This is a genomic window from Cupriavidus nantongensis (assembly GCF_001598055.1).
Taxonomy (GTDB): domain Bacteria; phylum Pseudomonadota; class Gammaproteobacteria; order Burkholderiales; family Burkholderiaceae; genus Cupriavidus; species Cupriavidus nantongensis.
The window spans coordinates 820,966-840,633 of the sequence record NZ_CP014844.1; the positions used below are offsets into that span (position 1 = coordinate 820,966).

Consider the following 19,668-nt stretch of genomic DNA (forward strand, 5'->3'; position numbering starts at 1 on the left):
TCAGAACGTCGGCAGCAGCTCGGGCGGGTGCGCGCGCAATTGCGCGCGGGCGTCGCGGAACTCGGGAAAGATCGACTCGACGGTTTCCCAGAAGCGCGGGCCGTGGTTCATTTCCTTCAGGTGCGCCAGTTCATGCGCGGCGACATAGTCGATCATCGACAGCGGGAAATGCATCAGGCGCCAGTTCAGCCGGATCTTGCCGTCGGCGGTGCAGCTGCCCCAGCGCGTCGCGGCCGAGGTCAGCGCGAAGCCGGTGTGGCGCACGCCCAGCCGGGCGGCATAGAGGTCCAGCCGCTCGGCCAGCAGGCGGCGCGCCTGCTGCTGCAGCCAGCCCTGCACGCGGTCCTTGATCTGCTGCTCGTCGGCATGGGCCGGCAGCGCCAGGTGCAGCACGCGGCGGTCGGCATCGAACAGCAGCGCGCCGATCGGCGACTCCAGCGCCAGCGTCAGCGGCTGGCCGAGGAAGGGCAGGGCCGCGCCCTCGCGCCACTGCACCGTCGGCAGCACGCGGCGCGCTTCGCGGTGGCGCCACTCGCCCAGCTTGTTGAAGATCCAGCGCTGCTTTTCCAGGATCGCCGCCTCGATATCGGCCAGCGTGACCCAGCGCGGCGCGGTGATCGACAGGCCGCGGTCGTCGATGGTGAAGCCGATGGTGCGGCGCGCGGAGCGCTTGAGGGTGTAGTGCAGCGGCCGCTCGCCGATCTGCAGCAGGCGCGCATTGGGCTGAGGCACCGGCCAGGCCGGTGCCTGCTGCGGTTGCGGCGGCTCCGATGCCAGCGGCGCCGCCGGCTGCGGCGCGTGGGCGGCTTCCGCCAGCGGCAGCTCCAGCTGCGCGCCGTCGGCGTCCGCGGCGGGGCGCAGCAGCTTCATGCGGTCGACTCGCTGCGCTGCGCAGCCTGGTAGCTTTCAGGGTCGATGCGGCGCATGTCGCGTTCGATCCAGTCGGCCACTTCCTGGTTGAGCTGGTCGGCGGTCTTGTTGGCCGAGGCGATCGGCGGGCCGACCGAGATTGTCACCATGCCGGGATATTTCATGAAGGAATTGCGCGGCCAGACCCGGCCCGAGTTGACCGCCATCGGCAGCACCCAGGCGCCGGTTTCCACCGCCAGGCGCGCGCCGCCGCTCTTGTAGCGCGTCTTTACCAGGCCCGACGGGGTGCGCGTGCCTTCCGGGAACATGATGATCCAGGCGCCTTCGGCCAGCCGCTCGCGGCCCTGGCGCGCGGCCGAGGCGAACGCGCGCGTGCCTTCCTTGCGGTTGATATGGACCATTTTCAGCATGCCCAGCGCCCAGCCGAAGAACGGCACCAGCAGCAGCTCGCGCTTGAACACGAAGCACAGCGGCTTGGGCATCAGCGCGACATAGGCCACGGTTTCCCAGGCCGACTGGTGCTTGGACAGCAGCACCACCGGCTTGTCGAGCATGCCGTCCATGTGCTCATGGCCCTCGATGCGGTAGTCGATGCCGCAGATGATGCGCGCGGCGCCGATCACCAGCCGCGGCCAGCCGCGCACGAAGCGGAAGCGCTGGTCGGCATTCATGAACGGGAACACCACGAAGCAGGCGCAGGCGTAGGGCGGCGTCAGCACCAGCAGGTACAGCGCGAACAACAGGGAACGAAGGAACGTCATGCGGGGGGCGCAAATAGGGAATGGGTGCGGGCGATGGGCCGCAGGCACGGTCAGCCGGCGGCGCCGTGGCCGCTCGGGCTGCTCGGGCCGCTCTGGCTGCTCTGGCTGCTCTGGGCCGGCTGGCGCTGGCCGCCGTCGTTGCCGGTCAGCCAGCGGGCAAAGGCGCGCAGGTCGTCGTGCACCTGCGTGCCGGGCGGCAGCCCGCCCTTGTCGAGCGTCTTCAGGCCCTTGCCGCTGCGCACCAGGTGCGGCGCGCAGCCGACCGCGACGCCGGCTTCGAGGTCGCGCAGCGAATCGCCGACGATCGGCACGCCGCGCAGCTCGATGCCGAAGCGCTCGCTGATCTGCTCCAGCATGCCCGAGCGCGGCTTGCGGCATTCGCAGCCGTCCGCGGCGGTATGGGGGCAGAAGAACACCGCCTCGACGCGGCCGCCCAGCCGCGCCAGCGCCGTATGCATCTTCTCGTGCATGGCGTTGAGCGCGCTCATCTCGAACAGCCCGCGGCCGATGCCGGACTGGTTGCTGGCGATGACCACGCGGTAGCCTGCCTGGTTGAGCGCGGCGATGGCCTCCAGGCTGCCGTCGATCGGCACCCATTCATCGGGCGTCTTGATGAACTGGTCGCTGTCGAGGTTGACCACCCCGTCGCGGTCGAGGATGACAAACTTGGGCGGTGTCTGCGGCATGTGCGGCTCCGGCGCTTGCTGGGGGGGCGTGGCTAAGGCAACCGCTCAGGCGGCCAGCTTGGAGATGTCGGCGACGCGGTTGGCCAGCGCATGCAGCGAGGCCAGCAGCGCCAGCCGGTTGGCGCGCAACTGCGCGTCCTCGGCCATCACCATCACGTCGTTGAAGAACTGGTCGACGGCGTCGCGCAGCTGGGCCAGGTCGCGCAGCGCGGCGGTGAAGTCGCCGCTGGCAAAGGCGGCCTCGACCGCCGGGCGCACGCGCTCGATCGCGGCGTGCAGCGCGCCTTCGGCGCCTTCCTGGAACAGCGCCGGGTTCACCGCGCCGACCGGCTCGGTGTTCTTGCGCAGGATGTTGGTGATGCGCTTGTTGGCGGCGGCCAGGGCTTCGGCCTCGGGCAGCGCGGCGAAGGTGCGCACCGCTTCCATGCGGCCCAGGATGTCATGCAGCTGGTCCGGGCGCAGGCTGACCACGGCCTCGACTTCGTTGGTGGTGTAGCCCTTGTCCTTCAGGTAGCCGCGCACGCGGTCGTACAGGAAGTCGAGGATGGCGTCGGGCGCCGGCTTGACCGCGGCGATGCCGGCAAAGGCCTGCTGGGTCTGCGCCAGCAGCGACGACAGCGACAGCGCCAGCGGCTTTTCGATCAGCATGCGCAGGATGCCGAGCGCGTGGCGGCGCAGCGCGAACGGGTCCTTCTCGCCGGTGGGCTGCAGGCCGATGCCCCAGATCCCGACCAGGGTCTCGAGCTTGTCGGCCAGCGCCACCGCGGTGCTGACCGCGTTTGCCGGCAGCGCATCGCCGGCGAAGCGCGGGCGGTAGTGTTCGGAGCAGGCCAGCGCCACGTCCTCGGCTTCGTCGTCGTGGCGGGCGTAGTAGGTGCCCATGGTGCCTTGCAGCTCGGGGAACTCGCCCACCATGTCGGTCAGCAGGTCGGCCTTGGCCAGTTCGGCACCGCGCATCGCCGCGGCCTTGTCGGTGGCCACGCCGGCGGCGTTGAGCGCATCGGCGACATGGCCGGCGATCTGCTGCAGGCGCTGCACGCGGTCCAGCTGCGTGCCGATCTTGTTGTGGTAGACCACGCTGGCCAGCTGCGGCACGCGCGAGGCCAGGGTCTTCTTGCGGTCCTGGTCGAAGAAGAACTTGGCGTCGGCCAGGCGCGGGCGCACCACGCGCTCGTTGCCGCTGATGATCGATTGCGGCGTCTCGGTGGCCAGGTTCGACACGATCAGGAAGCGGTTGCGCAGGTGGCCGTCGGCATCGGTCAGCGCGAAGTACTTCTGGTTGGTCTGCATGGTCAGGATCAGGCATTCCTGCGGCACCGCCAGGAAAGCTTCCTCGAAATGGCAGGCGTACACCACCGGCCATTCCACCAGCGAGTTGACTTCATCGAGCAGCGCCTCGGGCATGATCACCTGGTCGGCGCCGGCTTCCTGCAGCAGCGCGCTGCGCATGCGCTCGCGGCGCTCGGCATAGCTGGCGACCACGCGGCCGGCGGATTCCAGCTGCTGCGCATAGTCGTTGGCATGGCGGATCTCGATCGCGCCATGCGACAGGAAGCGGTGGCCCTGGGTCAGGTTGCTGGCCTGCAGCCCCAGCAGCGTCACCGGCAGGATCTCGGCGCCGAACAGCGCGATCAGGCTGTGCGCCGGGCGCACGAAATGCACCGTGCTGCCGTCCGGGCGCTGGTAGCTCATGACCTTGGGGATCGGCAGCTTCGCCACGGTGTCTTCCAGCGTGGCCTGCAGCCCCGCGGCCAGCTCGGCGCCGCGCGCGGTATAGCGGTAGAAGAAGGCCTCGGCCTTGCCGTCGGAGGCGCGCTCGAGCGACTGCCAGTCGATCTCGGCAACGCCGACCGACTTGGCCAGCGCGGCCAGCTTCTTGGCCAGCGGGGCGGTCGGCTCGCCGTTGGCGCCAAGCGCCACCGACAGCGGCAGGACCTTCTCGCGCTGCTCGCGGTCCGGCGCATTGCGGCGCACGCCGCTGACCAGCGCCGCCAGCCGGCGCGGGGTGGCGAACGGCGTCACGGTGGCGCCCGGCTCGAGCAGGTCGCGCTCGCCCAGGCCGGCGAACAGGCCCTGCGCGAAGGCGTCGCCCAGGCGCGCCAGCGCCTTGGGGGGCAGCTCTTCGGTGAACAGTTCGATCAGCAGCGAGTCGGTCATGGGTTGCGACATGAATCGTATCCAACAGGTTGTAGCGCGCGCAGCCTGGCTCAGCAGCGCGGCGAAAGATTAGGTTCGACTCCGGACAGCAGCCACAGGCCGTTCTGTTGCCGGAATTGCAGCGTGGTATAGGCGCATTGCGCGGCGGCTGCGGCGGCGGCGGCGCTGGCGGCGCCATTGCTGCCACCGCGGCTGCCCGCGGCCGGGAAGCGCGCGTCGATGCGGCGCAGGCGCTTGTCGTAGCGGATTTCGTCGATGCGCCCGCCGACCCAGAAATCGATCTTCGGCGGCAGTTGCGAGGCCGAGTAATAGGTCTTGACCTTGCGCCGGGTGCGGCCGTTGTGGGTTTCCGTCTCGACCCAGGTCAGCGGGTAGCGGATCGCGCTTTCATAGGCGCGCAGCGGCACCCGGTGCCAGCCCAGGTCGCGCTGGCCCGACAGGTCGCACGAGAACGAGCGCACCAGCTGCGTCCACTGGTCCAGCGCGTTCAGCGACGGCCGCCACTGGCGCGCCATCGCCAGCTGCAGCGCCTGCGCGTCGGCCTCGCACACATTGCTCAGTTCGGCCGGCAGCATCAGCACCTGCGCGCTGGGAGCGGCCTGCGCGCGCGCACCGGCGGCATTGCCCGCCGCGGCCAGCGTGGCGAGGGCCAGGGCGCAGCCCAGCGCGCTGCGCGCCAGCAGCCTCATGCCCGCGCTCCGTCGCGCTGGCCGCACATCGGGAAGCCGAGCGCTTCGCGCGAGTCGTAGTAGGCCTGCGCCACCTGGCGCGACAGGTTGCGGATGCGGCCGATATACGCCGCGCGCTCGGTGACCGAGATCGCGCCGCGCGCATCGAGCAGGTTGAAGGTGTGCGCGGCCTTGAGCACCTGTTCGTAGGCCGGCAGCGCCAGGCGCGTGCCGGTGTCCTGGCCGGGCTCAGCGCCGTCGCCAGTGCCCATCAGCCGCCTGGCCTCGCCCTCGTGCTCGGCGAAATGGCGGAACAGGATTTCGGTGTTGCTGTGCTCGAAGTTGTAGGTGGATTGCTCCACCTCGTTCTGGTGGTACACGTCGCCATAGGTCAGGCGGCGCGTCTCGCCGTTCTCGACCCACTCGGTCCAGACCAGGTCGTAGACGTTCTCGACCTTCTGCAGGTACATCGCCAGGCGTTCGATGCCGTAGGTGATTTCGCCGGTGATGGGCTTGCAGTCGATGCCGCCCACCTGCTGGAAGTAGGTGAACTGGGTCACCTCCATGCCGTTGAGCCAGACTTCCCAGCCCAGGCCCCAGGCGCCCAGCGTGGGGTTTTCCCAGTCGTCCTCGACGAAGCGGATGTCGTTCTGCTTCAGGTCCAGGCCGAGCGCCTCGAGCGAGCCCAGGTACAGCTCCAGGATGTTCTCCGGCGCGGGCTTGAGCACCACCTGGTACTGGTAGTAGTGCTGCAGCCGGTTCGGGTTCTCGCCGTAGCGGCCGTCCTTGGGGCGCCGCGACGGCTGCACGTAGGCGGCCCGCCACGGCTCGGGGCCGATCGCGCGCAGGAAGGTGTGTACGTGGGAAGTGCCGGCGCCGACCTCCAGATCGATGGGTTGCAACAGCGCGCAGCCCTGCCGGTCCCAGTAGGCCTGCAGGGTCAGAATCATTTGTTGGAAGGTCAGCATAGGAAGACTAGGTAGAGGCAAGCGGAGCCCGGGCAGCGCGTGCGCGAGCCGCCGCATACGGATTTTGCCAAACCCTGAATTCTATCGGCTTTTTAGCGCGGCGCCCCGTTTGGCAGGGCTGCATAGGGCACGCACCGATGGCCGGGCAGGCCAGCCGATGTCGGCCCTGCGCAACGCATCGGGAAAATACTGAGCCGGATTTCAAGTCGCGCCGCTGCTTGCCGATAACGTTTTTGTATACAGTATGAGTAAGCAACCCGTTTCAGAGCGTTGCGATTGACAGTCCGTGCCGGTATGCAGGCACGGCGGCCGCCAGGCCCCGCCGCGGCAGCCGTATGTCAGGAACTGATTATCGATGGGGACATTCCGATCATGGCACTTCTTTCTCGCAAACCTTATCTGGTCGCCATCGCGGTCATGATCGCCGCGGCCACCGTGTCCGTGGTGACCGGGCTGGTGAACTGAACCTGCCGGCGCGCCACTGACGCGCCCGTGGCACCGGGCCTGCCGCAGTGCGCCGCGGCGCCGGGCGCCTGGCTGGCCTTGCGCTTTCAGTCGCCCCTGCCTGCCCGGCGCACGCGCCACGCCGCCAGCCCCAGCACCAGCGCCATCAGCGCCAGCACCGGCGCGTTGCCCCAGCGGATATAGGGCGTCAGCCCCTGCATGCCCTGCACCTCGGCCGTCAGCGTGCCGACGGTGAAGGTGGGCAGGCGTTGCTGCACCGAGCCGTCCGGGCGCACCACCGCGGTCATGCCGGTATTGGTCGAGCGCAGCATCGGCCGGCGCGTTTCCAGCGCCCGCATGCGCGAGATCTGCAGGTGCTGGTCCAGCGCGATGGTGTCGCCGAACCACGCCAGGTTGGTCAGGTTGGCCAGCAGGTTGGCCGGCGCCGGCTGCTGGCGCAGCGTCTGCGCGATCTCTTCGCCGAACAAATCCTCGTAGCAGATGTTCGGCGCCACGCGCACGCCCCGCACCGGCAGCGAGGCCTGGTCCAGCCCGCCGCGGCGGAAGTCGCCCAGCGGCATCTTCATCATGTCGACGAACCAGCGGAAGCCGAGCGGGATGAATTCGCCGAACGGCACCAGGTGATGCTTGTTGTAGCGGTACAGGCGCTCGGTTTCCGGGCCCAGGCCGAACACGCTGTTGGTGAAGTCGACCGGGGAATCGGCGCCGGCGGCGCCGAACAGCACCGTGGTGCCGCTTTGCAGCGTGAAGTCGCGCACGGCGATGGCGACGTCGACCGGCAATTCCTGCAGGATCACCGGGAACGCGGTTTCTGGCGTCACCACCAGGTCGGCCGGCGCCGCCGTGATCATGTCGCGGTACAGCTCGATCGAGCGCTGGATGCCGGCGGGCTCGAACTTGATGTCCTGCGCCACGTTGCCTTGCAGCAGCCGCACCGTCAGCGGCTTGCCGGCGGGCGTGGTCCACGCCACCTGCGCCAGCGCCGCGCCGGCGGCGGGCACCAGCAGGGCCAGCGCCAGCGCACCCAGCGCGCGCCGCCGTTCGCCACGGCCGAGCCCGCGCACCGCGGCGGTCAGCAGTGCCGCCACCGCCGCGGCCAGCGCGCCGATGCCATACACCCCCAGCACCGGCGCAAAGCCCGCCAGCGGGCCGTCGGCATGCGCATAGCCGCCCGACAGCCACGGGAAGCCGGTGAACACCACGCCGCGCAGCCATTCAGTCAGGCCCCACGCCGCGCCGAACGCCAGCGGCGCGATCAGCGTGCCCGCGGGCAGGCGCGCAGTGAGCCGGTGCCAGAGCGCGCCGGCCAGCGCGGGGTAGAGCGACAGGAAGCCCGAGAACAGCACCACCGCCAGCGCGGCCATCCACGACGGCATCTCGCCGTACACGTGCATGCTGATATAGAGCCACCAGATCCCGGACAGGAACCAGCCCAGCCCGAAGGCATAGCCGATCGCGCCGGCCACGCGTGCGCGCGGCGCGTCGGCGATCAGCGCGGCCAGTCCGGCCAGCGACAGGATCTGCAGCCACCACCAGTCATGCGGGGCGAAGGCCTGGGTATGGGCGATGCCGAGCACGCCGGCCAGCAGCAGCCGCGCCAGCGTCGCGGCGCGCGAGCGTGCGCGCGTGCCGGGCACGCCGGTGGCGCCGGCGTCGGCAGCGGCGCCGTCGGGGAGCGGGGCGGGAAGCTTCATGCGCTGGCCGCGCTGGCGCTGTCGGCGTTGGCTTCGCGATGCACCTGCAGCAGGTGCACCTGACGCGCGTCGGCGCGCAGCACTTCGAAGCGGATCGGCGGCAGCGTGATGACCTCGCCGCGATGGGGCACGTGGCCCACGTGGTTCGACAGCAGCCCGCCGACCGTGTCGACATCGTGGTCGGAGAAGCCCGTGCCGAAGGCCTCGTTGAACTGCGCGATCTCGGTCAGGCCGTGCACGCGCCAGCTGCCGTCGGGCATCGGCAGGATATTGTCCTGGTCCTCGTCGAGGTCGAACTCGTCCTCGATATCGCCGACGATCTGTTCCAGCACGTCCTCGATCGTCACCAGCCCGGCCACGCCGCCGTATTCGTCGACGACCATGGCAATGTGGTTGCGGTTGATGCGGAACTCGCGCAGCAGGATGTTCAGGCGCTTGGATTCGGGGATGAACACCGCCGGGCGCAGGGTCTCGCGCAGGTCGAAGGCGGGGTCGGTGTAGTAGCGCAGCAGGTCCTTGGCCAGCAGGATGCCGATGATGTTGTCGCGGCTGCCTTCATAGACCGGGAAGCGCGAGTGCGCGGTCTGCTGCATGAAGGGGATGAAGGTCTCGGGCGCGTCGGCGATATTGACCATATCCATCTGCGCGCGCGGCACCATGATGTCGGCGGCGGTCAGTTCGGAAACCTGGAACACGCCCTCGATCATCGACAGGGAATCGGCATCGATCAGGCTGCGCTCGTGCGCTTCCTGGAGCACTTCAAGCAATTCCGCGCGGGTGTCCGGCTCGGGGGAGATCAGGTCTGACAGGCGTTCGAGCAGCGATCTGGGCCGATCGGCCTGCTTCAGGTAAGCGGGCTTCGAACTGGGATAGGGGTCGTTCATTTCGCGGCGAGCGCGTGGTGGAGATCGTCTGAAGGATACACTAAAAGCCCGTCGGTCCCGTGACGGCGGGCCGTGGCCGGGCTTTATATGTGCGGCAGGAGACGCTCGCCGGCGCCCCCTGCGGCAGCCGCATCACGCGGCCCGGTCGGCCTTCTCCGCCCGGTACGGATCGGCATAGCCGAGCGCCTGCAGCGTCTCGGTCTCGATCGCTTCCATTTCCTCGGCCTCGGCGTCGTCCTCGTGCTCGTAGCCTTGCGCGTGCAGCACGCCATGCACGACCAGGTGGGCGTAGTGCGCCTCGAGCGGCTTGCGCTGGGCGCGCGCCTCGGCCTCCACCACCGGGCAGCACAGCACGATGTCGCCGCTGACCGGGTCTTCCTCGCGCTCGGCGTAGGCAAAGGTCAGCACATTGGTGGCGTAGTCCTTGCCGCGATAAGTGCGGTTCAGCGTGCGCCCCTCTTCCTCGCCGACGAAGCGGATGGTCAGCGCGGCGTCGGCGTACAGCGCCGACTTGACCCAGGTCTCCAGCTTGCGCCGCGCCGGCAGGCCGTTGCCCTTGCCGATGCCGTCGCCGTGCTGGACTTCCAGCTCCAGCGCCGGCGGCGTGGCCGGAGTGCCGGTGGTGGTGGTTAGCGGCGTGGCGGTCACCGCCACCGACAGCGCGTCATGGTTGTCCGGGCGCACCAGCAGGCCGGCCTGCTGCCTGGTATCGGTGTGCTCGGCCAGCAGCGCGACCACGCCGTCGGCGGCCTGGGTCAGGTCCAGCGTCAGGCTGCGGCCGTCGGGCAGCTGCACCCGCAGCGCGTGCGCGGCGCTCTTGCGCGCGCGGCCTTCGCCGTCGAACAGGGTCAGGCTGACGCCGGAAGACTGGGATTTCTGCGATTTCAATTAAGCGTCCTTGTGCTGGGCGTGATATTCGTCATAGGCATCGACGATGCGCGCCACCAGCGGATGGCGCACCACGTCGATGCTGGTAAAGCGGGTGCAGGCGATGCCGCGCACGTCGCGCAGCACGTGCTGCGCTTCGACCAGGCCGCTCTTCTGGCCCTTGGGCAGGTCGATCTGGGTGGTGTCGCCGGTGATCACCGCCTTGGAGCCGAAGCCGATGCGGGTCAGGAACATCTTCATCTGCTCGGGCGTGGTGTTCTGCGCCTCGTCCAGGATGATGAAGGCATGGTTCAGCGTGCGCCCGCGCATGTACGCCAGCGGCGCGATCTCGATCATCTGCCGCTCGAACATCTTCTGCGTGCGGTCGAAGCCGAGCAGGTCGTACAGCGCGTCGTACAGCGGGCGCAGGTAGGGGTCGACCTTCTGCGCCAGGTCGCCGGGCAGGAAGCCGAGCCGTTCGCCGGCTTCCACCGCGGGGCGCGTCAGCACGATGCGCTTGACCGCGTCGCGCTCGAGCGCGTCGACCGCGCACGCCACCGCCAGGTAGGTCTTGCCGGTGCCGGCCGGGCCAATGCCCATGGTCAGGTCGTGCGACAGGATATTGCGCAGGTAGTCGCGCTGCGCCACGGTGCGGCCCTGCAGGCCGGTGCGGCGGGTATGCAGCACCGGCGATTCGTCGCCTTCCTCGCGCTCGGCCTCGTCGTCATCGCCGTTGCCGTTGCCGGGCAGGTAGCTGCCATGCGCGCTCAGCTGGCGGGTCTCGACCAGGCCCAGCTGCACGTCGTCGATCGACAGCGGCGTGCGCGCCTGGTTGTAGAAGCGCTCCAGCGCCAGCGCGGCATCCTGCGCGTGGGTGCCGCGGATGGTCATGCGGTGGCCGCGGCGCTGGATGGTCACGTCCAGCGCCTGCTCGATCTGGCGCAGGTTCTCGTCGAGCGGGCCGCACAGGTTCTGCAGCCGGGTGTTGTCGTCCCGCGGGGCGACAAATTCTGCGGAAGGGATTTTCATCGGTGGGCGATGGCCTCGGTTGCTGGTGCGTTACTGGCGCACCACGATCTCGCCGCGCAGCGAGTGCGGAAACGCCTGCGTGATGCTGACATCGACCAGCTGGCCGACCAGCCGGTCGCGGCCGGCCTGCGGCACCCCGGGCAGCGCGAAGTTGACCACGCGGTTGTTCTCGGTGCGGCCATGCAGCTCGGTCGGGTCTTTGCGCGCCGGGCCCTCGACCAGGATGCGCTGCACCGTGCCGACCATGTTCCGGCTGATGCGCTGCACGTTTTCCTCGATCGTGGCCTGCAGCCGCTGCAGGCGCTGAAGCTTGACCTCGCGCGGGGTGTCGTCGTGCAGGTTGGCCGCGGGCGTGCCCGGGCGCGGGCTGAAGATGAACGAGAACGAGGTGTCGTAGCCGATCTCCTCGATCATCGCCATCAGCTTGTCGAAGTCGGCATCGGTCTCGCCGGGGAAGCCGACGATAAAGTCCGACGACATCGACATGTCCGGGCGCAGCGCGCGCAGCCGGCGGATGATGCTCTTGTATTCCAGCACGCTGTAGCCGCGCTTCATCGCCATCAGGATGCGGTCGGACGCATGCTGCACCGGCAGGTGCAGGTGGTTGACCAGTTTGTCGCAGCGGCCGTACAGCTCGACCAGGCGCGAGGTGAATTCCTTGGGATGGCTGGTGGTGTAGCGGATGCGCTCGATGCCGGGGATCTCGGCCACGTACTCGATCAGCAGCGCGAAGTCGGCGATCTCGCTGGTGTCGCCCATCTTGCCGCGGTAGGCATTGACGTTCTGCCCCAGCAGCGTGACTTCGCGCACGCCCTGGTCGGCCAGGCCGGCGACCTCGGCCAGCACGTCCTCGAACGGGCGCGACACTTCCTCGCCGCGCGTGTACGGCACCACGCAGTAGCTGCAGTACTTGGAGCAGCCTTCCATGATCGACACGAACGCGCTCGGGCCCTCGACACGCGCGGGCGGCAGATGGTCGAACTTCTCGATCTCGGGGAAGGAGATGTCGACCTGCGACTGGCCGGTGCGCTGGCGGCGCGCGATCAGCTCAGGCAGGCGGTGCAGCGTCTGCGGGCCGAACACCACGTCGACATAGGGCGCGCGCGAGACGATGCTGGCGCCTTCCTGGCTGGCGACGCAGCCGCCCACGCCGATCACGAGGTCGGGCTTGGCGGCCTTGAGCGCCTTCATCCGGCCCAGCTCGGAGAACACCTTCTCCTGCGCCTTCTCGCGCACCGAGCAGGTGTTGAACAGGATCACGTCGGCGTCTTCGACGTTGTCGGTGGGCTCCAGCCCCTGGCTGGCGTTGAGGACGTCGACCATCTTGTCCGAGTCGTACTCGTTCATCTGGCAGCCGTACGTCTTGACGAAAACTTTCTTCATATGCCGATCTCAGTGGTTGACCTGGGGGCATCAGGGTGTTGCAACAACACGGCCGGCGCGTGGGGCACGCCGGTCGCACTTCGGGGTGGGTTATTTTTTCAGCGCCTGCTGTTCGGCTTCGCTCAGCACCCACGCGGTCAGCAGCTGGCCGTACAGGTCCAGCTTGTACCGCACCAGCAGCTTCCGGCCCGCCACCGCGGCGCTGGCCAGCAACTGGTTGTCGGCGCCGAACAGACGCAGGCCCGGCGCCACGCCTACGCGCTTGCCGTCGAGCGTGGCGGTCTGCGGCGCGCCGGCCGACGGCGCGTCGATGACCAGCCTGGCGGCCGCCGCATCGGCCGGAATTGCGCGCACCGGCTGGGCCGCGGCGACCGCCGCGCCGAGCAGCAGCACCGCGCCGCACGCCAGTCCGGCCCAACGCTTGCGCAGGCGGCTGGATGTCATGGTCTCCGGCGCCTCGCGGCGCGTATCACGACCTGCTGGCATGGGGAACTCCGGCAAATAGGGCGGTGCGGTGGGTGGATGGCCCGCGGGCCGTGGCCGAACGGCGGGCAACCGCGCATTTTACCTCGCCGGCGCCGGCTTGGTGTGGCAGGCGGTTCGGCAGGCAGGCGGCGTCAGAACAGGCAGGATGCCTCTTGCAGCACGCGCTGCTTGGACACCGTGCCCATCAGTTCGCGCCCGGCCGGGTCGCGCACCAGCGGGATCCGGTTGATGCCGTGCTCGGCGAATACCGCCAGGGCGTCGCGCAGCCGCGAGTCCGGCGTCAGCGCCGGGAAGTCGCGCTCGGCCAGCGCCAGCACATCGTCGGGCGCGCCCTCGCGCAGCGCGCGCTGCAAGGCATGGATCGACAGCGCGCCCAGCAGGCGGCCGTCGGCCTGCACCAGGTAGAGGTAGCGCGTGCCGGTCTCGGCAAACTTGTCGGCGGCGGCGGCCAGCGTGGCGCCGGGGTCGAGCACGGTGTCGGTCGGGTCGCACAGGCCGGCCAGCGTCAGCGTGCGGGCATGCTCGGCGGCCGCCGACGCCTGCGCGCGCTCGGAGATCACGCTGTACAGCGACAGCGTCTGGCAGCGCGACGCGGTGTAGTACGCCGCCACCGCGCCGATCATCGACGGCAGCAGCAGCGCCGGCGCCAGCGTCATCTCGAACACCATCAGCACCGACATCAGCGGCGCCTGGCTGGTCGCCGCCAGGAATGCGCTCATGCCCACCAGCGGCAGCAGCGGCGCCGCGCCCGCCGCCGTGCCCTGCATGCCCAGCGCCAGCAGCTGGCCCAGCGCCGCGCCGACGAACAGGGACGGCGTGAACACGCCGCCGACCGCGCCCGAGCCCATGCTGATCACCGTCGCTGCCAGCTTGGCCAGCAGCACGGCGGCCACCGGCACGCTCAGCGGCTGCTCCTGCAGCAGGGTCTGGATGGTGGAAAAGCCGTTGCCGACCACCTCCGGCACCGCCATCGCCAGCACGCCGACCAGCGCGCCACCCAGCGCCAGCCGCGCCACCGGCCCGCCCGGCAGCGCCGCGAAGCGGCTGCGCGCGAAGCCGGCCGCGCGCAGGAACAGCGCGCCCGCGATGCCGGCGGCCACGCCCAGCGCCGCCGCGGCCAGCAATATCTGCGGGCGCAGGTCCGGGGCGATATCGAGGCCGGGATAGAGCGGCTGCAGCCCGCCGTGCCACTGGCTGACCATGGCGCCGGCGACCGAGGCCAGGAACAGCGGCATCAGGCGCTGCACCGCGAGCGCGCCGAACACCACTTCAGCGACAAAGACGGCGGCAGAAAACGGCGTGTGGTAGACGGTGGCCAGGCCCGCCGCGGCGCCGCAGGCGGTCAGCATGCGGCGCATGTTGGAGCCGGCGCCGCGCTCGATCCGGGTCGACGGGAACAGCGACCCGCACAGCGCCGCCAGCTGGATCATCGCGCCCTCCTTGCCGACCGAGCTGCCGCTGACGATCGAGAAGAACGAAGACAGCGAGCGCAGCAGCGTGATCCGCACCGGCAGCCGGCCGCTGCCGTTGGCGACCGCTTCCATATAGTCGGTGGCGCCGGGATGGGTGCTGGCCAGGCGGTTGGCCAGCACCAGCAGGCCGCCCGCGAGCGCGCCGCCGACCGCCGGCACCACCACGCGCCACGCCAGCGCCAGCGTCGCGAATACCGTGACCACGTCGGCATGGCTGGAAAACAGTACCAAGCCCGCGCCGTCCAGCGCTTCCTTGAACAGCGTGGTGGCGATGGCGGCGACGATCCCGACCGGGATGGCCGCGAGCAGTGTGACTTCCTGGTCTTCGAGGAAACGCAAGCGCATGGCGGCTTTCCGGGCAGGCGGGGCGACGTGCCGGCGGAGGCGGCCGGGCGGCCCGAGGCCGTCATGATAGCGCAGCGCCACCCGCGCCGACGCTATGTGCGCCGGCGCGCATCCGTGGCCAGTCGGTTGCGGGTTGGGGTGCATAACCCGCCCGCGCCGGACTGGTACACTACCGCTCTTTCCTTCGCGGGCGGGCCGGTGGCCTGCCACGCCGGCTTCCCGGCGTTCGCGTTCCGATTCCGATCGATTACAAGGAGCCATCCGGCGTCTGGCGCTCTGCGCGCGCAGCGATGGCCCAAGCAGCAATTCATGTCTTTTTCCGAACTCGGCTTGTCCGAAAAGATTGTGCGTGCCGTAGCCGAACAGGGCTACACCACCCCGACTCCCATCCAGGCCCAGGCAATTCCCGCCATCCTCAAGGGCGGCGACCTGCTCGCCGGCGCGCAGACCGGCACCGGCAAGACCGCCGGCTTTACCCTGCCGATGCTGCAGCTGCTGTCCGAAACCGCCGCCCGCCAGGCCGGCGGCGCCCCGCGCGGCGGCCGCGTGGCGGTGCGCGCGCTGGTGCTGACTCCGACGCGCGAGCTGGCGGCGCAGGTTGAGGAGAGCGTGCGCAACTACGGCAAGTACCTGCGCGTGCGCTCGATGGTGATGTTCGGCGGGGTCGGCATCAACCCGCAGATCGAGCAGCTCAAGCGCGGCGTGGAGATCGTCGTGGCCACGCCGGGCCGCCTGCTGGACCACGTGTCACAGCGCACCATCGACCTGTCGCAGGTGGAACTGCTGGTGCTCGATGAAGCCGACCGCATGCTCGACATGGGCTTCATCCACGATATCCGCAAGATCCTCAACGTGCTGCCGGCCAAGCGCCAGAACCTGCTGTTCTCGGCGACGTTCTCGGACGATATCCGCGCGCTGGCCGACCGCCTGCTGAACAACCCCGCGTCGATCGAGGTCGCGCGGCGCAACACCACCGCCGAGACCGTGGACCAGCGCGTCTACCCGGTCGACCGCGAACGCAAGCGCGAACTGCTGGCCCACCTGGTGCGCCAGCACGACTGGCACCAGGTGCTGGTATTCACGCGCACCAAGCATGGCGCCAACCGGCTGGCCGAGCAGCTGACCAAGGACGGCCTGTCGGCGCTGGCGATCCACGGCAACAAGAGCCAGTCGGCACGCACCCGCGCACTGACCGAATTCAAGGCCGGCACGCTGCGGCTGCTGGTGGCGACAGATATCGCCGCGCGCGGCATCGACATCGACCAGCTGCCGCACGTGGTCAACTTCGACCTGCCCAACGTGCCCGAGGACTACGTCCACCGCATCGGCCGCACCGGCCGCGCCGGCGCCGAGGGCGAGGCGATCTCGCTGGTGTGCGTGGACGAGCTGGGGCTGCTGCGCGATATCGAACGCCTGATCAAGCGCAAGCTCGAACAGACCGTGCTGCCGGGCTTCGAAGTCGACCCCAGCATCGCGCCCGAGCCGATCCAGAAGGGCCGCCAGCAACGTGGCGGTGGCGGCCAGGGCCAGGGCCGCGGACGGGCCGAGGCGCGTCCGGCCGGCGATGGCGAAGGCGCGCAGCGCCAGCGTCCCGCGCGCCAGGGGCAGGGCCAGGGCCAGCGCGGCAACGGCGCCGCTAACGGCAACCGGGCCGCCCAGCCCGCCGGCGCGCGCAACCCCGCGCCGCGCCGCGACGGCCAGGAGCAGGCACGCCCGCAACGCGCCACGGCCCAGCCCGTACGCCAGCCCGCGAGCCAGCCCAATGACGCCGCACCGGCACCGGCGCGCAACCGCCGTCCGGCGCCGCAGGCGGCGCTGCTGGGCGGCAACCGCAAGCCGGCGCGCTAACGCGGAACCGGCCGGCACCATGCACGCGTCCGACGCCCCCGCCGACTCTGGTGTTCCCTCCGGTGTCCCATATGCCGGCTTGACGCCGGAGTTGATGCTGGACGCGCTCGAGGGCGCCGGCCTGCGCCCCGACGGGCGCCTGCTGGCGCTCAACAGCTACGAGAACCGGGTCTGGCAGGTGGGCATCGAGGACGCCGCGCCGGTCATCGCCAAGTTCTACCGCCCGGGCCGCTGGACCGATGCGGCCATCCTGGAAGAGCACGCGTTCGTGCAGCAGCTGGCCGATGCCGAGATTCCCGCCGTGCCGGCCATGGCGCTGGCACCGGGCGAGGCCGGCACGCTGCGGCATCACGCGGGCTTCCGCTTTGCGGTCTTCCCCCGCTGCGGCGGGCGCGAGCCGGCGCTGGACCGCGCCGATACGCTGACCTGGCTGGGCCGCTTCATCGGCCGCATCCATGCGCTGGGCGCGGCCCAGCCCTACCAGGCGCGCCCGGCGCTGGATCTCGACACCTTCGGCATTGCCCCGCGCGACTGGCTGCTCGCCAGCGGCTGCATTCCGGCCGACCTGCTGCCGGCCTGGCAGTCGGTGGCGCAGCTGGCGCTGGACGGCGTGCAGCGCTGCTATGAGCGCGCCGGCGACGTGCGGCTGCTGCGCGTCCATGGCGACTGCCATCGCGGCAATGTGCTGTGGATCGACGAGGACGACGCCCGCGGCGGCGTCCATGGCGAGCCGGGCCCGCATTTTGTCGACTTCGACGACAGCCGCATGGCCCCGGCGATCCAGGACATCTGGATGCTGCTCGAGGGCGACCGCGCGGCGATGCAAGGCCAGCTTGCCGATATCGTTGCGGGCTACGAGGATTTCGCGGAGTTCCACACGCGCGAGCTGTGGCTGGTGGAAGCGCTGCGCACGCTGCGGCTGCTGCACTACAGCGCGTGGCTCGCCAGCCGCTGGGCCGACCCGGCGTTTCCGGCCGCCTTCCCGTGGTTCGGCACCGCGCGCTACTGGCAGGACCGGATCCTGGAATTGCGCGAACAGGTCGCGCTGATGGACGAAGCGCCCCTGTGGGGCGCCTGAAGCCGCCTGAAGCCGCCTGAAGCCGCCTGAAGCCAGCCGCGAGGCGGGGCCGTTGCGGCACCGCCGGTCAGTCGGGCACTTAACCCTTCTTTTCCGGGGCCTTGACCAGCACCACCGGACAGTCCGCCTGGGCCAGCACCCGGCCCGCCACCGAACCAATTACGGCATCGAAGAACGACCCGCGCCCATGCGTGCCCATCACGATGGCCGCGGCGTCGACCGAGTTCGCGTAGGCGACGATGCGCTCGGGCGCGAAGCCGTGCAGCGGGTGCCGCTCGAACGGCACATTGGCCGCGGCGAGGATATCGCAGACCCCCGCCATGGCCTTGTCGCTGGCTTCCTTGTGCCAGTCGTCGATGGTTTCCTTGCTGACGAAAGCGCGTACCTGGCCGCTGACTTCGGGCGCGACATGCACGACATGCACGGTGAAGCCGTCCTGCAGCAGCTTGCCTTGCGCGATAAAGCGCGCCGCGGCGTCGCTGAAGGCCGAGCCGTCGGTGGCGAGGACGATATTGGTCATGGCGGGATCTCCTGGATGGGGGCTGTCGGAAGCGCCGCGACCATGTGGCCGCAACGCCATCTGGAACCATCATGCCCCCTAGTGTCCCGCCAGGATGCGATTCAGATCAAGTCGGATCGGAATTGTCCGATTTCGTGGTGCGATCACCGGTCAGCCGCTTCGTTGATTTAATCCGTCATTGCGGCTGATGCATTTGGCCATTGCCTCGTCAACACGGCGGCGCGTAGCATGCTCCCGAGCCCCAGGGCCCGCATGGCCCGCCCGTGCGGCAACGGGCAGACGATCCAACCACCAATACCAGCCGCCTCCCGCCACGGCGCGCGCAGGCGGCGAACCGGAGACAACCATCATGAGTGAGCGCGGCAACCTGCAGCCCCTGCGCGGTATCAAGGTCGTGGAATTCGAAGGCATCGGCCCCGGCCCGTTGTGCGGCGCCATGCTGGCCGGCCTCGGCGCCGAGGTCACGCTGGTGACGCGCCCGGTGGCGCCCGACGCGCGCCGCATCCTGCGCGGCCAGCCGGTGCCGGCCGAGATGGAGCTGGAACACGGCAAGCGCGTGGTGCAGCTGAACCTGAAGGCGCCCGCGGACGTGGCCGCCGCGCTCGGCCTGGTCGCCTGCGCCGACGCGCTGATCGAGGGCCTGCGTCCCGGCGCGATGGAGCGCCTGGGGCTGGGCCCCAAGGCCTGCCATGCGCGCAATCCGCGCCTGGTCTACGGCCGCATGACCGGCTGGGGCCAGACCGGCCCGCTGTCGCAGAGCGCCGGACATGACCTCAACTACATCGCGCTGACCGGCCTGCTGTCGATGGCCGCGCGCGAAGGCAGCCTGCCGATGGTGCCGCCGACCGTGATGGGCGACGCCACCGGCGCGCTCGGGCTGGCGTTCGGCATCACCAGCGCCATCCTCAGCGCGCGCGCCAGCGGCGAGGGCTGCGTGGTCGATGCCGCCATCACCGACATCGTCGCCATGCTCGGCTCGCTGGTGCAGGTGTCGCGCGCGGCCGGCACGCTGGGCGGCCCGCAACCGAGCCCGTTCCATGACTCGCCGTTCTATGACGTGTTCCCGTGCGCGGACGGGCGCGCTATCACGCTCGGTGCGCTCGAACCGCAGTTCTACCGCGAACTGCTCGAGCGCCTGGAACTGACCGATATCGACCCGGCCGCGCAGTACGACCGCGCCCAGTGGCCGGCGGTCAAGGCCCGCATCGCCGCGGCGATTGCCGCCAGGCCGAGCACGCATTGGGAGTCCGTGCTGGGCGGCACCGACGTATGCTTCGCGCGCGTGCTGACGCTGGACGAGGCCGCGCGCCATCCGCACAACCAGGCGCGCGGCACGTACCGGCTGTATCAGCAGGGCGAGCGCGAGGTGCCGCGCTCCGCGCCCGCGCCGCGCTTCCTGCCGGCCGGGACCGAATGACCGGGGCGCAACAACCGCGACGGAATGGCCGGCGCTGCAGCCATTTGTCGCCAGCCGCGTCATCGAAGGA

17 protein-coding genes are annotated in these 19,668 nt (G+C 70.0%); 3 read left to right on the plus strand and 14 right to left on the minus strand.

The genetic code is table 11. The annotated features are described in order from the left end of the window. From A2G96_RS03760 to A2G96_RS03820, 13 genes are all read right to left on the minus strand, one after another. On the minus strand, nt 1–870 hold the full coding sequence (locus A2G96_RS03760; protein WP_062796880.1) for a M48 family metallopeptidase: 870 nt from the start codon (nt 868–870) through the stop codon (nt 1–3). After that, complete coding sequence (locus tag A2G96_RS03765) at nt 867–1,631, minus strand: lysophospholipid acyltransferase family protein (RefSeq protein ID WP_062796884.1); 765 nt, start codon at nt 1,629–1,631, stop codon at nt 867–869. The genes A2G96_RS03760 and A2G96_RS03765 overlap by 4 nt, the downstream gene beginning before the upstream one ends. A gap of 50 nt (nt 1,632–1,681) precedes the next feature. Further along, a complete protein-coding gene (gene gmhB, locus A2G96_RS03770; protein ID WP_062796887.1) occupies nt 1,682–2,317 on the minus strand; it encodes a D-glycero-beta-D-manno-heptose 1,7-bisphosphate 7-phosphatase in 636 nt (211 codons plus the stop codon). Nucleotides 2,318–2,362: 45 nt separating this feature from the next. Next, nucleotides 2,363–4,486 carry a glycine--tRNA ligase subunit beta gene (gene glyS / locus A2G96_RS03775; protein WP_062796889.1) on the minus strand — a complete coding sequence of 708 codons (2,124 nt, stop codon included), beginning with the start codon at nt 4,484–4,486 and terminating at the stop codon, nt 2,363–2,365. Between the two features lie 38 nt (nt 4,487–4,524). Then, complete coding sequence (locus A2G96_RS03780) at nt 4,525–5,163, minus strand: hypothetical protein (RefSeq protein ID WP_062796891.1); 639 nt, start codon at nt 5,161–5,163, stop codon at nt 4,525–4,527. Further along, on the minus strand, nt 5,160–6,110 hold the full coding sequence (glyQ, locus tag A2G96_RS03785; protein ID WP_062796893.1) for a glycine--tRNA ligase subunit alpha: 951 nt from the start codon (nt 6,108–6,110) through the stop codon (nt 5,160–5,162). Before glyQ ends, A2G96_RS03780 begins: the two co-directional genes overlap by 4 nt. Before the next feature lie 551 nt (nt 6,111–6,661). After that, nucleotides 6,662–8,269 carry an apolipoprotein N-acyltransferase gene (gene lnt / locus A2G96_RS03790; protein WP_062796895.1) on the minus strand — a complete coding sequence of 536 codons (1,608 nt, stop codon included), beginning with the start codon at nt 8,267–8,269 and terminating at the stop codon, nt 6,662–6,664. After that, complete coding sequence (locus A2G96_RS03795) at nt 8,266–9,153, minus strand: HlyC/CorC family transporter (RefSeq protein WP_062796898.1); 888 nt, start codon at nt 9,151–9,153, stop codon at nt 8,266–8,268. The genes lnt and A2G96_RS03795 overlap by 4 nt, the downstream gene beginning before the upstream one ends. Before the next feature lie 132 nt (nt 9,154–9,285). After that, nucleotides 9,286–10,041: an rRNA maturation RNase YbeY gene (ybeY, locus tag A2G96_RS03800; protein WP_062796900.1), complete on the minus strand. Its 756-nt coding sequence runs from the start codon at nt 10,039–10,041 to the stop codon at nt 9,286–9,288. Continuing rightward, entirely contained in the window at nt 10,042–11,049 is a 1,008-nt protein-coding gene (locus tag A2G96_RS03805) for a PhoH family protein (protein WP_062796903.1), read from the minus strand. A gap of 30 nt (nt 11,050–11,079) precedes the next feature. Continuing rightward, nucleotides 11,080–12,432, minus strand: coding sequence for a tRNA (N6-isopentenyl adenosine(37)-C2)-methylthiotransferase MiaB (miaB, locus tag A2G96_RS03810; RefSeq protein WP_062796905.1), 1,353 nt, complete (start codon nt 12,430–12,432; stop codon nt 11,080–11,082). A gap of 90 nt (nt 12,433–12,522) precedes the next feature. Further along, nucleotides 12,523–12,918 (minus strand): hypothetical protein, encoded by a 396-nt coding sequence (locus tag A2G96_RS03815; RefSeq protein WP_062796908.1) that lies wholly within the window; start codon nt 12,916–12,918, stop codon nt 12,523–12,525. 131 nt (nt 12,919–13,049) lie between these two features. Beyond that, on the minus strand, nt 13,050–14,735 hold the full coding sequence (locus tag A2G96_RS03820) for a ClcB-like voltage-gated chloride channel protein (RefSeq protein WP_062796910.1): 1,686 nt from the start codon (nt 14,733–14,735) through the stop codon (nt 13,050–13,052). A gap of 309 nt (nt 14,736–15,044) precedes the next feature. Here A2G96_RS03820 and A2G96_RS03825 point away from each other — a divergent pair, with 309 nt between their 5' ends. Beyond that, nucleotides 15,045–16,583 carry a DEAD/DEAH box helicase gene (locus A2G96_RS03825; RefSeq protein ID WP_062796912.1) on the plus strand — a complete coding sequence of 513 codons (1,539 nt, stop codon included), beginning with the start codon at nt 15,045–15,047 and terminating at the stop codon, nt 16,581–16,583. A 19-nt stretch (nt 16,584–16,602) separates the two neighbouring features. Beyond that, nucleotides 16,603–17,661 (plus strand): serine/threonine protein kinase, encoded by a 1,059-nt coding sequence (locus A2G96_RS03830; protein WP_062802043.1) that lies wholly within the window; start codon nt 16,603–16,605, stop codon nt 17,659–17,661. 79 nt (nt 17,662–17,740) lie between these two features. Here A2G96_RS03830 and A2G96_RS03835 read toward each other — a convergent pair whose 3' ends face one another. Continuing rightward, nucleotides 17,741–18,181, minus strand: a complete 441-nt coding sequence (locus A2G96_RS03835; RefSeq protein ID WP_062796914.1) for a universal stress protein — start codon at nt 18,179–18,181, stop codon at nt 17,741–17,743. Between the two features lie 349 nt (nt 18,182–18,530). Between A2G96_RS03835 and A2G96_RS03840 the strand changes: the two genes are divergently transcribed. Continuing rightward, nucleotides 18,531–19,598: a CaiB/BaiF CoA transferase family protein gene (locus A2G96_RS03840; protein WP_062796917.1), complete on the plus strand. Its 1,068-nt coding sequence runs from the start codon at nt 18,531–18,533 to the stop codon at nt 19,596–19,598. Nucleotides 19,599–19,668 lie beyond the last annotated feature (70 nt).

Excerpts from the sequence above, each read along its gene's own strand:
- A2G96_RS03805 (WP_062796903.1), bottom strand. The coding sequence starts at position 11,049 with ATGAAAATCCCTTCCGCAGAATTTGTCGCCCCGCGGGACGACAACACC.
- gmhB (WP_062796887.1), bottom strand. The coding sequence starts at position 2,317 with ATGCCGCAGACACCGCCCAAGTTTGTCATCCTCGACCGCGACGGGGTG.
- A2G96_RS03835 (WP_062796914.1), bottom strand. The coding sequence starts at position 18,181 with ATGACCAATATCGTCCTCGCCACCGACGGCTCGGCCTTCAGCGACGCC.
- A2G96_RS03765 (WP_062796884.1), bottom strand. The coding sequence starts at position 1,631 with ATGACGTTCCTTCGTTCCCTGTTGTTCGCGCTGTACCTGCTGGTGCTG.
- glyS (WP_062796889.1), bottom strand. The coding sequence starts at position 4,486 with ATGTCGCAACCCATGACCGACTCGCTGCTGATCGAACTGTTCACCGAA.
- A2G96_RS03840 (WP_062796917.1), top strand. The coding sequence starts at position 18,531 with ATGAGTGAGCGCGGCAACCTGCAGCCCCTGCGCGGTATCAAGGTCGTG.
- A2G96_RS03780 (WP_062796891.1), bottom strand. The coding sequence starts at position 5,163 with ATGAGGCTGCTGGCGCGCAGCGCGCTGGGCTGCGCCCTGGCCCTCGCC.
- A2G96_RS03795 (WP_062796898.1), bottom strand. The coding sequence starts at position 9,153 with ATGAACGACCCCTATCCCAGTTCGAAGCCCGCTTACCTGAAGCAGGCC.
- glyQ (WP_062796893.1), bottom strand. The coding sequence starts at position 6,110 with ATGCTGACCTTCCAACAAATGATTCTGACCCTGCAGGCCTACTGGGAC.
- A2G96_RS03820 (WP_062796910.1), bottom strand. The coding sequence starts at position 14,735 with ATGCGCTTGCGTTTCCTCGAAGACCAGGAAGTCACACTGCTCGCGGCC.
- A2G96_RS03760 (WP_062796880.1), bottom strand. The coding sequence starts at position 870 with ATGAAGCTGCTGCGCCCCGCCGCGGACGCCGACGGCGCGCAGCTGGAG.
- miaB (WP_062796905.1), bottom strand. The coding sequence starts at position 12,432 with ATGAAGAAAGTTTTCGTCAAGACGTACGGCTGCCAGATGAACGAGTAC.
- A2G96_RS03830 (WP_062802043.1), top strand. The coding sequence starts at position 16,603 with ATGCACGCGTCCGACGCCCCCGCCGACTCTGGTGTTCCCTCCGGTGTC.
- A2G96_RS03815 (WP_062796908.1), bottom strand. The coding sequence starts at position 12,918 with ATGCCAGCAGGTCGTGATACGCGCCGCGAGGCGCCGGAGACCATGACA.
- lnt (WP_062796895.1), bottom strand. The coding sequence starts at position 8,269 with ATGAAGCTTCCCGCCCCGCTCCCCGACGGCGCCGCTGCCGACGCCGGC.
- A2G96_RS03825 (WP_062796912.1), top strand. The coding sequence starts at position 15,045 with ATGTCTTTTTCCGAACTCGGCTTGTCCGAAAAGATTGTGCGTGCCGTA.